The organism is Pelatocladus sp. BLCC-F211, assembly GCF_041928655.1.
Taxonomy (GTDB): domain Bacteria; phylum Cyanobacteriota; class Cyanobacteriia; order Cyanobacteriales; family Nostocaceae; genus Pelatocladus.
In genome coordinates this window covers 39,374-52,877 of the sequence record NZ_JBHFLM010000027.1, presented here as the reverse complement: position 1 = coordinate 52,877, position 13,504 = coordinate 39,374, and the positions used below count along the sequence as shown (strand labels likewise).

Below are 13,504 nucleotides of genomic sequence, written 5' to 3'. Positions count from 1 at the left end.
CCATGTCATACACCGTTCATCTCCCAAAGCTTTTCCCAAGTATTACATGGTGTCAGTATGATCGGATTCTGAATTAGGTTTTTTTCCTTGAACCATAAGGCATTAATTCCTCTCTCCCTTCAAAAATGAGCGAACGTACAGGAATCAGTTCCGGCAAACTGGCAACAACTCCGCAATCAGTGGGAATATTCGCATCTGGCACGGTTTTTCTGTCATTTGATTGGATTGAGTGCGCTGGTACTTTCTGTCTTGATAGAAGCTAATAACTATGCCGATAGGATTTCAGCAATTAAGATTGAATAGGTGATCGCTATATCTTAAGTAGAATCAAAATTTCACAGTTATTTCATTTTTTCGTGAAAGCGTAATTAAAGAAGGCTTTTACCCCTGGATTTACTATGCGACTGATATTAGTTGAGGATGAAGCAGATTTAGGTGCAGCCATCAAACAAGTCCTGAGTCATGAGGCATATATAGTTGATTGGTTTCTTGATGGGACTCAGGCATGGCAATATTTAGAAACTGGCTGGACTGAGTACACCCTAGCAATTTTGGATTGGATGCTGCCAGGAGTTTCGGGGGTAGAATTGTGTAAATGGTTGCGCTCTCAAAACCTAACTCTACCTGTGTTGATGCTAACGGCTAAAGACAAAATGGAAGAAAAGATTATTGGTTTAGATAGCGGTGCAGATGACTATTTAGTTAAACCTTTTGATATGGCAGAACTGCTAGCAAGATTGCGAGCATTACAACGGCGAGCATCTTACGTAGGATCAACGTTGACACCTCAAGTCCAACCCCGACGCTTACAAGTAGGTTATCTAACTCTAAATTACAGCACTCATCAACTTACTCGTCAGTATCCTCATGGAGAAAAGCAAGTCTTTTCACTAACTGCCAAGGAATTTCAATTATTGGAATATTTCATGAGGCATCCTAACCAAATTATCAGTCGCGACCAAATTATTAACCAGCTTTGGGAAATTGGTGCAGAACCAGTAAGCAATGTAGTAGCAGCACAAATTCGCTTATTGAGACGCAAATTAGGAGAAGAAGATAGTGAATCTTTAGTTGAAACTATTTATGGTGTGGGCTATCGCCTCAACATTCATGGTGCTGATTTTTGCTAATTCAACAGCAACGGTTTGAGCAAGGTTATAGAAATATGGAAGGCAATCCCATTTTCCACCAGACTCGGTTGCGGCTAGCAGCTTGGTATACCCTCGTAATGGGCGGTATTTTAGGGCTATCTGGTTTGGGGGTTTATAGTGTAGTTGCTCATGCCTATCATGAAACTATAGACCAAGGATTGCAATCAGTAGCAAAGGCACTTCATAAAAGTATTGAATCTGCTTGGCAACAACCCGGACATTTACAGCAACTTGCTAAAGAACTTTCCTTAGAATTATGTATAACTCCAATAAACTGCTTGCCTAAAACAACTATTATTAAACAACCAATAGTAGAGTCAGCTAACCAGGTTAATTACTATATACGCTTATTGGATGGTTCGGGAAAATTGTTTGCTAGTGCAGGTATACAATTTGATAAATTACCAATTACCTCATTATCTCAGCATTGGCAAACTCTAACAAATTCTTCTGGCACTCGATACCGCCAAATCACTTTACCTTTGTATACTCAAAAACAGCTTTCGGGTTATCTACAAGTGGCGCGAAGCCTGAATGACTTAGACCAACATCTTACTTATTTGAGATTAACTTTGATTTTGGGGTTGCCAGTTTCCATGATTTTTGTTGCTTTGTCTAGTTGGTGGTTAGCAGGAAGGGCAATGCAACCTGTATATCATTCCTATCAACAAATGCAACAATTTACTGCTGATGCTGCCCATGAATTTCGCACACCTTTAGCAGCAATGCACTTTACTATTGAAGCTGCTATCAAGTTACAGCAAGAACCAAAGTCAAATAATGAAATTTTAGATGTTCTTAAACGCCAAAATCGTCGTTTATCACAATTAGTTGGAGATTTGTTGCTGTTAACAAGGATAGACCAAAAACAACTAACAGGAGAATATAAGTCTTGCTGTTTGAATGATTTAATTAGCGACTTAGTTGAGGAACTAGCATTTTTGGCAGTAGAGACTCAGGTAAATCTCTCTAAGCAGGTGCAAGTTGCAAAAAAAGTTTATGTTATGGGAAATGAAGAACAGCTTTATCGTTTAATTTCTAACTTAATTGTGAATGCAATCCAAGCAACGCCTAGTGGGGGAAAAGTCACTGTTTTTTTAGAAGATAGTGAGCTTTATGCCATTATTAAAATTCAGGATACAGGAATCGGCATTGCTGTCGAACATCAACAGCGAATTTTTGATCGCTTCTACCGAGTCGATCGCGATCGCTCCCGCACCTCTGGTGGTTCGGGTTTGGGTTTAGCCATCGTTCAAGCGATCATCCAAGCACACGAAGGCAGTATTCACGTTCAAAGTCAACCAGGGTTGGGTAGTACATTTACAGTTCGCCTGCCTCTTTAAATTACTTATTAACTACTACCCGAAAATTCCACAATTAACAGATACTATAAACCCATAGAGTAGAAATACCTTTTTCAAACAGTAGAAGCTGCTCGTACTAAAATTACCGTCTGCTGGCTATTACGCGAGATCGTTGCAGGAATATTGCCGTGTACAACTTGCTGCAATAACCCCTCACGAGAAGCTCCCAAAATAATTACATCGGTATTGTTGTGTTTGGCAGATTTTAATATGGCATCTGCAATTGAAGTGGCATGAATTGGAGCTATTTTTAAGCTGCCATCAAGCCTTTGTTCAAGGAAATGAGCAGCTTTGTTGAGAGATGTGGTGTCTGGTTTGGTTTCATCTGGGTCGAATACCTGACATAAGTTAACAGTTGGTGTTTTACTCAGTGAAGTGAGGGCTGGCAAGAGTGCGATCGCTTGCTGAGAATTGGGGCCACCTGCTATCGGTACAAGCCAGCGATCAAAGTGGCTTTGGTCTTGGAGCTTGACTAATACCACTTCACAGGCAGCTTGTCGGATAATCGTATCTACCACCCGACTGAAAACCCTTCCTGGCGTGGTTGTGCTACCTTTCCAACCCATCAGCACCAAATTGATATAACGCTCTTTGATAGTTTGCAAAATTGCTTCCGATAAATCATGAGCGACCCGAATTTGAGTATGCACGGGTACATCCCATGCTTGCCCGAACCGCATTGCCTGACGCAACAGGCGTTGACCAGCCCTCATACTCACATGGGTTTCGGTAAGAGCTTGGTGACGAGGCACAACAATTACATGCAGACATTCTATTTCATAATGGCGATCGCGGGCAATTGCCACAGCCATTTGCAATAGTTTTTCTGCTGTTTTGGGATTACACAAGGGTACAAGTAACCTTCCCTGTCCAGTTTCCGGCGCACGGATGCGGTAAATCACCTGGGATGGCTCTGCTTTCGGGCCTGCCACGTCTTCGGTGGTGTTGAGATAGGCAGCTTCTGTGCGAATAATATCACTGCGGGTAATAATCCCTACCAAACGCCGTCCTTCCACAACTGGCAAACTGCTCAATTTGTAGTGATTGAGCAAGTGCAAGACATGGGCAAGCGTATCTTTGGGGTAAGTAGTAATTGGCTCTGGGGTCATCACTTCTGCTACAAAGCGATCGCCATTCAAGCCTCGTTGGGAGAGATTGGCTACATCTTTCTGAGTTAAAATACCTACTATTTTCCCATCTTCTAATACTGGAAAGCCACGGTGGGAAGATTGCGAAAACGCCTGCAAAGCCTCATCCAACCTCATGCGGCTGGAGAGGGTTTCCACACGACGTTGCATAACATCAGCAGCCGTCAGTTCCAGCCAAGGCCCTGGGGATGTGGCTTCTTTAGAAAGATGAATGCCTTTAAATTCCAGCAATTTATCATAAAGTGACCCCGCCTCGAACAGTTCTGCTATCAGATAAGCAGTTACCGAGACAATCATCAGAGGCAACACCAAATTAAAGTCAGTCGTCATCTCAAACACGATGATGACTGCCGTAATCGGGACTCTAGCAACTCCACAGAAAAATGCCCCCATCCCTACCCGTGCATAAGTTGTTGGCAAACTCAACCCCAGCCAGTGAGATTCCCAAATTCCTACTAAATAGCCCAAGGCTGCTCCCAGTGCCAAAGTCGGAACCAGCAAGCCAGCAGGCGCACCAGAACCATAGGTGAAGATGATCAGCAAAAACTGAATACAGAATGCCAGTGCTACCAGTTGCCAATTGGCATCACCCGATAACAAAAGTTCTCGTAATCCAGCGTTGTCCCGAAAAACTGGGGGCAGAACAACAAGTGCAAAACCAGTTACAAGTCCAGCCAGTCCAATTCGCCAAGGCAAGCTAATCTTTAAGAAACGACCATAGAAACTAAGGCTAGTAAGGACACCTCGATTAAATAATACACCTCCCAATCCAGCTAGAATTCCTAGAAGTAAGTAAAAGGGAATTTCTAGGGCAAAAAAGCTGGTGTTCGGTGTGACTAAATGCAAATCTAAATCCAGACTATGAGTACCCAAAATTCGGGAAACAACAGCAGCGATAAATGAAGCCAGAATTGCTGTTCCTAAAGTAATTCCAGAGACATCTTGCAGGAGTTCTTCCACCACAAATAACACCCCAGCAATCGGAGCATCGAAAGCTGCTGCTAGTCCCGCTCCCGCTCCAGCTGCAATCAACTGACGGCGATGATCGGGGGAGGTGGGAAACCAGCGACTAAACTGATTGGCTATGGCTGCTCCGATTTGCACCGTTGGCCCTTCTCTTCCTAAAGGGATTCCAGTTGCCAAAACTAACGTTGCACTAACTAATTTTACCAATGCAATGCGGAGGTTAAGAGGCATTGGCACTTGCGCTAGTACAGCCTTGACTTCTGACATCCCACTACCGGCGGCGGCGGGAGCTATACGTTCTACCAAAGTGCCTGCGAGAAATCCTCCTAGCAAACCAATGATTGGTAGTACATAGTAAGCGGGGAGTAAGTGAGATGCACTTTGTCGCCATCCACCCAGCCATGCTACGCCCTGTGCTAACAAGACTGCTGCCAATCCAGAGACTAAACCGATCAGGCAAGCTTCAAAAATAGCAAGACGCTTGGGTCGTACAAGTAACCAATATAGACGCTTCCAAAGAGTTTGCCCGATGCGTAACATCTTCAGTTGTAATATAAATAAATTTTATAGATGCTATGAATGCACTGATGTTGATGTTGACATCTGTGGATGAAAGTTTGATAATTGCCACGGTAATTGGTGACGATTAAACCAAACATCTACACAAATACCTGTAATAAACAGCACTAATAACATAAGCAATTGTGTGTGGACAAACTTACCGCCTGAGTTCTCGCCTATGCTGGATGGATGTAAATTTAAGTTCTCATCAATTTGATGATGTCTCATACAAAACCTTCACATAATAAGTGGTTATGCAAAATTAAATTCATTCGTAGATGTCAGGAGACTCTTAACAGCTTGAAGAATATGTAATTAATTTTTTTAGGTGCTTATCAACTCTGTATTTTTACTTAATATTTGTTATAATTCATACGCTATTTAACTATTTGGTTTTACTCTTAATTTACCTAAAAAAAGTTGAAAAACAGGGGAGAAATCGAGCAGAAATCGGGTAGGAAAGGTTAGGACATATCTAAACCTAACGCATTTGATTTACTCGAAACCAGCGATAGCCGTATGCTTCTAATGAGATGGAGGAGGAATCACTATTAAGGGGTTCATATTGGCGATCGCCAAATATCTCGATGAGATGCGTATATTTGTATGACTTAAATGTCGCTATACATGGTTGATTTGCTAACCATTTCAAGTCGTCCCAACCTTGGGGTAAAGCTGGGATATTTGCTGTATTTTTTTGAGGTTGTTTGTTATTATCATTACCATAAAAAATTTCATTTGTATAGTCAGGATTGTATTCATCAAGTTTGTACAAAGCCATGCTTTTTCTTACTGTTAAATTTGTTTAGCTTGATTAATAACTAACTTAAAGGTTGAATTTTCGCCTCATATATAGAATTGTTTAAACCTCCGCTTCCAGAAACTTTTTGAGAATCAATTTCACGCTTTAAAGCAGTGATGCGTAGATGCGAAGCAGCTTGTCGTCAGACATCGCTTGTTGCGGGATGGGTACTCAAAAATGTCGGTAGCGATGGCTGATTGAGTAACTTTTGCATGAAAGCGATCATGGCAGACTGAGCATAACCAGCACGTCTTAAAGTTCTCAGTCCTTTTCTATCGGCTTCAAATTCATCTTGGCGACTATGGGGACGACGTAAAGCCAAATCCACACCAATTTGAACTGCTGTACTGCGATCTAATCCGGTTGCTGTGGCCACACCACGAGCGATCGCTGTTTGTTGCATCTGTTCTATTGCATGTCGGCTAGCAATATGTCCAATTTCATGAGCGATAACGCTAGCTAATTGAGCTTCGTTATCTGCGGCTTTTAGCAATCCGGTAGTAACATAAACATAACCTCCCATTGTGGCAAAGGCGTTTACACTCTCATCTTTGACTACCTGAAATTTATAAGGAATATCAGAACGAGTACTATTTGCTGCTAATTTCTGACCAATTTGATTGACATAGCGATTTACATTTTTATTGCTATAAAGCTGAATCTTACTGTTAACTAATTGCTGATTAATTTCTTTACCTAACTGGACTTCTTCCTTGTCGGATATATTAGATAATTGTAATATCTGGACACCTTGAAACAGTAGATCGAACCATGAAATTGCTTGCGATTTTTGGGGTGAACCTACACAAATACCAAGGGATACCACCACTGACACCAACACATACAACCAGCGACGATAGAAACTAAGAAAAATGAAATAATTTGACATAACACTAACTATAAAAATAATTGCAACAAACTTTCACTGGTAAAGAAAATGGAGATGTAAATATAAAGAATCAGTTGATTATTTTCCTCCATTAGCTAAGATACTCTCCCTTCTCTTATCTCTCCGTCCAATGTGTGTGTCCAATCTACAAGGTAGAGTAATATCCCTGTAAACCTCCGATTTATTGTTAGTAAAATCTCCTGAATTTATGAAGAATAAGCACTAATACCAATTATTTGTGAACTTGCATAGAATCTTGAAGTCTACAATCGTTGTATAGCAAGAGTTTTGAATCTAGCTATTCTATGCATCTTCATAGGAAATTGGTATAACCCGCTTCTGTCACTCTCCGAAAAGTTTTGCCATTTCTGAATTCTAGAGCTTTTGTAGAGCAAGCGATGGCGCGATTATTTTCTAATAACAAATACAAGACCAATTTTTTTCTAATAGTATAGCCTGCATTGATTGCCTCATCAGCCTTCTAGCGATCGCCCTTCCGGAAAGTGACAGAAGAAGGATAAAGGATAAAGTGCTTATTACAAACTCTTAATTCAGAAATACTTGACCATTTCTTTGAATTCTCAACGCAGTATCACTGTTAGAAAAGTTAGCTGTTTCATCCAATGAAACAGTTAGTGTTCCATCTTCAGATGTAGATATAGGCATAGCATGAATAAAACCTGCATCTTCTCGTATCATTGTGATAGTTACAGGTGTTGGTAGATTTCGTAGAACGATTTCTTGTCCACCTGAGAGAATTCGAGGTTGGGTATAGCTGATCGCTTGGTAAGAAATAGAAGCATTAGTGTTATTTCGTAATCTCACATTTACCCCACCTGCTGTTGGTGTAATAGTAGCGACTGGACTCTGTCTTCTTCCTGGTAAAGGTGGCTGTATGGGATTTACACCTCTGACATTAGGATTAATGGGAACAACCACGCCGTTTTGCCCCCCAGATATTTGACCTTGTTGTCTCAGCGTGTAAGCATTCGGTGGACATCCCTGGGGAACCAATACTTGATTGTTATGTGGTTCTTCGTAGAAAATACTAGGACAGGGATTGACCACAGAAGAAGGAGCTGCTAACGCAGCAAGAGGAATAGCTGGCAGACCTATTAATAAACCGCTAAAAATACCTCCCAATAGCCCGGCTTTGTTTTTGCTGCTCTGACTTGGTAGATTCATAGATACCTCCACAAATGCAATATAAATTTTTCAAAATTTAGAATTTACTATAATTTTTCTCATCATTAAGTAATTTATTGATTAAGTAGTAAAAATCAACATTTTGTTGTGCAAAACTATCAAGAAGATGAATTTGCATGAATGAGAAAAAAGTTGAGACGCTCAACTATCAGAGGAGTCTTTCAAAAGTCTTTAAACACAGCTTAACTTTCAATTGTGGAAAACTCGTGAAGATTTTCTATATTTTGTTAAATTACTACTTACGAAATAGAATTAATCAAATTATTAGTTATTATCTTCTTCTTTTGATGGATAAAAAACTAAATCTATAGACTGATGAATATATATGTTTTGAGAGAGAAGCTAAATAAAAATCTACCTAAACAAAACAAAGTTGTAATTTGATGAGGAGACAAAAATGGTAATCCAACAACATAAGCGTGCAGTTGGTACATTCCCCAACCGTCGAACAGCAGAAGATGCGCTGAATAAACTCAGAGACTCAAGTTTCTCTATGAATCGAGTTTCTGTATTGGCAAAAGACACAGACCGCAATGAACAAATAGGTGGAGCTACTGTCAGAGATAAATCTGACATGAAAGATCGCGGTGATAATGAAGCTCAAGAAGGTGCTGGAGTTGGTGCAGTCACGGGTACTGTTTTGGGTGGTATTGGTGGTTTACTCGTTGGCTTGGAAGCTTTAATTGTTCCAGGAGTCGGGCCTTTTTTGGCTGCTGGGACGATAGCGACGACCTTAGCTGGTGCGGGTATTGGTGCAGCAGCAGGTGGTTTAGTAGGAGCGCTGACTGGTTTGGGTATTCCTGAAGAAGAAGCCAGAGATTATAGTCAAAGAGTATCCCAAGGTGAATTTTTGGTGATTGTAGATGGTAATGAGCATGAAATTGAGCGTGCTGCATCAATTTTGAGAAATCAGAATATTCGGAACTGGGCTGTATACGATGTATCTAGTGATGTAGCTTCTGCTGATATGTCTGGTATGAATAGCATGGATCGGACTACACAGAGGTATACAGGAACTACTACTGATGAGGATGTAGTGGAAATTGTTGATAAACGGGATGAGCAATCTCTCTAGATATGATCGAGCGATCGCATGATTTGGAGCGATCGCATTCTCTACACTGACAAATCTATTTTACTTCTTGCCATTGCTGTCACCTTCTGGGGAATTTTCACTGTAAAAGTTGTTCCAACTCCTACCTCACTTTCTACAGAAACTTCTCCCTGATGTAGTTCTAGGCATTTTTTCACCACAGCCAGTCCGAGTCCAGTGCCAACAATTTTACCCACATTATTAGCACGATGAAAAGGCTCAAATAAATGCTGCTGAGATTCTAAAGGAATACCGATTCCAGAGTCTTGAACTTGGAAAATTATCAACTCTGGGGTACAGCTGAGAATCAATGAAATTTTTTCTTTTTGAGGTGAATATTTAATCGCGTTTGAAAGTAAATTGCTGAGAATTGAGTACAGCAAATTTTCATCTAATTTAGCATGAGTACAGTTACTTTGGCTGACAAATTGAATACTATGTTGTGGTTGAGTTAAAAACTGAAGATCCTCAATCAAATTAATGCAAAATGCCTCTAAATCTATAAGTTCTGGATGAAATTCTAGTTTACCTGCTTCTGCTCTCGTCAAAGTGAGAATATCCGTCAGCAGTTGATTCATTGACCTAGCTGAAGATTGAATCCGATGTAAATTTTTGAGCTTCTTTTCTTTTGTCCATTGCTGTTCACTTTGAGCTAACAATTGAGCCGACCCTAAAATAATACTCAAAGGCGTACGAAATTCATGAGACACCATAGAAAAAAAGCGCAGTTTTAGTTCGCTGAGTTCTTTTTCTTGAGCTAATGTACGTTGGATAGCTTCTGCTTGTTGACGCTTAACTAATTGTTGATAAAGCAAAGCATAAACACCTAACAAAATACTAAAACTCAGCAAAGTGCCGAGAAATTCAATCAACATGCGATCATGAGTATTATCCTGGGAATATCTAACCGATATTTGCAATAACTGTTCTTCTCTAGTTTGCATTTGGGTTAGTGTTTTGCGGATTTCACTACGATTTTGGTTGCTTTGAGTAACTAGGGATGCTTGAAGGGCAAAGGTTGATTTACCTTGCTGCTGAAGTTCAATCGATTGCTTGGATAGTTCAACCCTTTGAGATATGAGGAATTTTAGCCTTTTCAGTTGCTGCTGTTGAGAAGGGTCATTAGCAAGTTGCTGCTGCAATTTTTCGACTTTGGCATCTAGGCTTTGCATTGCCTGATTGTACCGTTTGAGTTCTGAACGCTCTCCATACAGAATATAACCCCTACGTCCTGCTTCTGCGTCGGTTAGTGTAGCGAAGATATCAATTAAGCTTTTCATTGCTTCATGAGTGTGCTTCACTTTATTGCCACTGTCAATTAATTGAGTAGCGTTTTGGTAAGAAATGAAGCTGACAATACCCATTAACAACAAAGACAAGCCAAAACCAGAGGCAATCCATTTCCCTTCCAATGACCATTTCATAGAAAATAATTTTAGTTAATGGTTTGAAGTCGGCATTGTTTGTTATAAAACCTTACATTAAAGTTAATTCAAAAAATATTTCTGACAATGCGTATCTTGGTAGTTGAGGATGATGTCCAGCTAGCAGAGATGCTGATGGAAGCTCTTACTGATCGTCAATATGTTGTAGATGTAGCCCAAGATGGAGAAGAAGCATGGGATTTTGTGAATACGTTGGAATATGACTTAGTAGTGCTGGATATTACGTTACCGAAGTTAGACGGTGTAAGTTTTTGCCAACGCTTGCGATCGCCTACACTGGGACGTAGTTTATTACACAATAGTAAACTACCTGTCCTCATGTTAACAGCACGTGACACCCTTAGTGACAAAGTTACCGGGTTGGATGCTGGAGCAGATGACTATATGGTCAAACCTTTTGAAATGCCAGAGTTAATGGCTCGCATTCGCGCATTGTTACGTCGTAATAGTGCCGCAGTTTCTTTCCCAGACCTCAGTTGGGGTAATTTGCATTTAAATCCCACTACTTATGAAGTTACCTATGCTGACCAACCCCTACACCTGACAGCAAAAGAATTTGTCCTCCTAGAACTAATGGTTTCTAGTGGTAGGCGAGTCCTAAGTCGAGCTGGAATTATTGAGCGTATCTGGTCACTGGATGACCCACCCAGCGAAGAAACTGTTAAGTCTCACATCAAAACTTTACGAAATAAACTGAAAGAGGCAGGTGCTCCTGATGGTTTGATTGAGACAGTTCATGGACTCGGCTATCGCCTCAAGCAGCTTTAGGAAATTACCCGATTTCTACCCAATTTTTGCTCCTTATCTGTACAATCGATTGCTAGACTCTCACATAAAATAACTCCTTGACACCATACTTTCTCCAAACCAATTTAACAACTTGGTTTGGAGAATTTTAATTTTGACATTAATGCTTTTAAATATATAGTCTTCAAAATTAAATCAGAATAGCTTGATACAAAAATAAATTTATTGAAATGAGAAATGAAACTGATATTTATCTACCCGATTTTTACCCGATTTTTACCTATTTTTTTGACTTATAAAATGTAATATTCCGAGAGAATAAAGTTTGGAATACTATATTCAGGGTTGGGTCAATCTCTATGTCTCATTTTTCAGTGAATATTTCTAATATTGTTCTTACTAATGATCAGTATTGTAAACTCAAAGTTTATGCAGAAGATCATAAAATATCAGTCCATGAAGCAATTCGGTTACTTATTGATGCTCTTCCAGAACGCTCCAAAACTAGTAAAGATTTAGGTAGAAACCATCCTTTTATATTTTCCAGGCGGTTTTTGCAAACTTTTTTTGATATTCAATAATTTTAATTTTAGTGGAAATAACGCTTTAAAAAACTTTGAAGTTTTACGCTCTGGATACATTTCCTTCATTATTTGCAAGTTGAAATTTAAAAATGAATACTCTTAACTCTTTAAGTTTAGTTAAGTCTCCAGAAATGCAAAACTCTCAACCTACTTACGCATTAATTTCAATTGATAGCGATCCGACAGATGAAATTAGCAAAGAAGGAGTGAGTGGACAAAATATATATGTGCGCGAACTAGGATTGGCATTAGCAAAACAGGGATGTCAGGTTGATATTTTTACTCGGCGCGAACATCCTCATCAAGAGAAAATTGTGAAACTAGTACCAGGGTGTCGCACAATTCGTCTGACCGCAGGGCCAGCAAAATTCATTCCCAGAAACGAGTTATTTGAGCATTTACCAGAATTTGTGAGAGCTTGGCTTAATTTTCAACATCAAACAGGGCGTAACTATGCACTGATTCACACTAATTACTGGCTTTCTGGTTGGGTGGGACTAAGACTTAAAGCTAGACTGGGGTTTCCTCAAATCCATACCTATCATTCCATAGGAGCAGTTAAATATCGGTATATGGAACATTTACCGCAGATGGCTTCGATTCGCCATCATGTAGAGAAGGCAATTTTAGAGCAAGCAGATTGTGTCATTGCCACCAGTCCTCAAGAAGCAGAAGATTTGCGTCAGCTAATTTCGCAATATGGTCGCATCAAAGTAATTCCTTGTGGTATTAATACGGAACATTTTAGTTCTGTGAGTAAAGAAGTTGCCCGCCAACAGTTAGGAATTGCCCCAGATTCTCGAATCATCTTACATGTAGGACGCTTTGATCCCCATAGAGGGGTTGAAACCCTAGTCAAAGCCTGTAGCTATTTGCCTCATCCATTTAAACTTTATTTAGTTGGTGATAGTCGTGAAAATAGAGCAGACTTTCAAGAACAACAACGCATTCAAACCCTGATAAAAAAGCTGGGATTGGAAGCAGTTACGGTTTTGACAGGACGGATTTCTCAACAAATGTTACCTGCTTACTATGCCGCAGTAGATGTTTGTGTTGTGCCTAGTTATTATGAACCTTTTAGTTTAGTTGCTATTGAAGCAATGGCAGCAGGAACACCCGTAATTGCTAGCGAAGTGGGAGGATTGCAACATACAGTGGTGCATGGTGAAACCGGACTTTTAGTTCCTCCTTGCAACGCCAATGCTTTAGCGATCGCGATTCGGAATCTGTTGGAAGATCCTATTGTTCGGCAGTGCTATGGCAATGCTGCACGCAATTGGGTTCAGTCTCGTTTCAGTACTCAAGTAGTGACTACTCAAATTTATGAACTCTACCAATCTTTAACATTAGGTGCGTTTGTTCAAGAAATTATTCAATCTAAAAACTTATCTCCGAACTTAGAAAGACAAATTCAAAATTTATTGAAATCAAATGCTTTGAATTCTAGTGAAATTATGGCTCTAGAAAAATTAATTGATTCTTTCTCTAGCGGCACTGTGAAGTGGGCGAATAGCTAAGTACAAAGTAAAAAGTATTTATCACCTGATT

Annotated in this window: 12 protein-coding genes; 6 read left to right on the top strand and 6 right to left on the bottom strand. The window is 40.0% G+C overall.

The window, feature by feature from the left end; translation table 11 throughout:
* Positions 1-398: 398 nt before the first annotated feature.
* Both rppA and rppB read left to right on the top strand, forming a co-directional pair.
* Positions 399-1,130 carry a two-component system response regulator RppA gene (rppA, locus tag ACE1AT_RS02220; RefSeq protein WP_374865684.1) on the top strand — a complete coding sequence of 244 codons (732 nt, stop codon included), beginning with the start codon at positions 399-401 and terminating at the stop codon, positions 1,128-1,130.
* Positions 1,131-1,165: 35 nt separating this feature from the next.
* Positions 1,166-2,494: a two-component system sensor histidine kinase RppB gene (gene rppB / locus ACE1AT_RS02215; RefSeq protein ID WP_374865686.1), complete on the top strand. Its 1,329-nt coding sequence runs from the start codon at positions 1,166-1,168 to the stop codon at positions 2,492-2,494.
* 74 nt (positions 2,495-2,568) lie between these two features.
* On the opposite strand, the gene ACE1AT_RS02210 is transcribed toward rppB, so the two are convergent.
* From ACE1AT_RS02210 to ACE1AT_RS02190, 5 genes are all read right to left on the bottom strand, one after another.
* Positions 2,569-5,169, bottom strand: a complete 2,601-nt coding sequence (locus tag ACE1AT_RS02210) for a chloride channel protein (RefSeq protein ID WP_374865683.1) — start codon at positions 5,167-5,169, stop codon at positions 2,569-2,571.
* 33 nt (positions 5,170-5,202) lie between these two features.
* Positions 5,203-5,418, bottom strand: a complete 216-nt coding sequence (locus ACE1AT_RS02205; protein ID WP_374865682.1) for a hypothetical protein — start codon at positions 5,416-5,418, stop codon at positions 5,203-5,205.
* Between the two features lie 253 nt (positions 5,419-5,671).
* A complete protein-coding gene (locus ACE1AT_RS02200; protein ID WP_374865681.1) occupies positions 5,672-5,971 on the bottom strand; it encodes a hypothetical protein in 300 nt (99 codons plus the stop codon).
* Between the two features lie 163 nt (positions 5,972-6,134).
* Positions 6,135-6,881: a M48 family metallopeptidase gene (locus ACE1AT_RS02195; protein WP_374865680.1), complete on the bottom strand. Its 747-nt coding sequence runs from the start codon at positions 6,879-6,881 to the stop codon at positions 6,135-6,137.
* Between the two features lie 546 nt (positions 6,882-7,427).
* Positions 7,428-8,066 (bottom strand): hypothetical protein, encoded by a 639-nt coding sequence (locus tag ACE1AT_RS02190; protein ID WP_374865679.1) that lies wholly within the window; start codon positions 8,064-8,066, stop codon positions 7,428-7,430.
* A 418-nt stretch (positions 8,067-8,484) separates the two neighbouring features.
* Here ACE1AT_RS02190 and ACE1AT_RS02185 point away from each other — a divergent pair, with 418 nt between their 5' ends.
* Positions 8,485-9,162 carry a signal transduction histidine kinase LytS gene (locus tag ACE1AT_RS02185; RefSeq protein WP_374865678.1) on the top strand — a complete coding sequence of 226 codons (678 nt, stop codon included), beginning with the start codon at positions 8,485-8,487 and terminating at the stop codon, positions 9,160-9,162.
* A gap of 41 nt (positions 9,163-9,203) precedes the next feature.
* Here ACE1AT_RS02185 and ACE1AT_RS02180 read toward each other — a convergent pair whose 3' ends face one another.
* The gene (locus ACE1AT_RS02180) at positions 9,204-10,604 is read right to left on the bottom strand and encodes an ATP-binding protein (protein WP_374865677.1); all 1,401 of its coding nucleotides are present in this window, start codon (positions 10,602-10,604) and stop codon (positions 9,204-9,206) included.
* Positions 10,605-10,691: 87 nt separating this feature from the next.
* Here ACE1AT_RS02180 and ACE1AT_RS02175 point away from each other — a divergent pair, with 87 nt between their 5' ends.
* The 3 genes from ACE1AT_RS02175 (at position 10,692) to ACE1AT_RS02165 (ending at position 13,473) form a co-directional block, all read left to right on the top strand.
* The gene (locus ACE1AT_RS02175) at positions 10,692-11,393 is read left to right on the top strand and encodes a response regulator transcription factor (RefSeq protein WP_374865676.1); all 702 of its coding nucleotides are present in this window, start codon (positions 10,692-10,694) and stop codon (positions 11,391-11,393) included.
* Positions 11,394-11,731: 338 nt separating this feature from the next.
* Positions 11,732-11,953, top strand: a complete 222-nt coding sequence (locus ACE1AT_RS02170) for a hypothetical protein (RefSeq protein WP_374865675.1) — start codon at positions 11,732-11,734, stop codon at positions 11,951-11,953.
* Between the two features lie 92 nt (positions 11,954-12,045).
* Entirely contained in the window at positions 12,046-13,473 is a 1,428-nt protein-coding gene (locus ACE1AT_RS02165) for a glycosyltransferase (protein ID WP_374865674.1), read from the top strand.
* Positions 13,474-13,504: the final 31 nt, after the last annotated feature.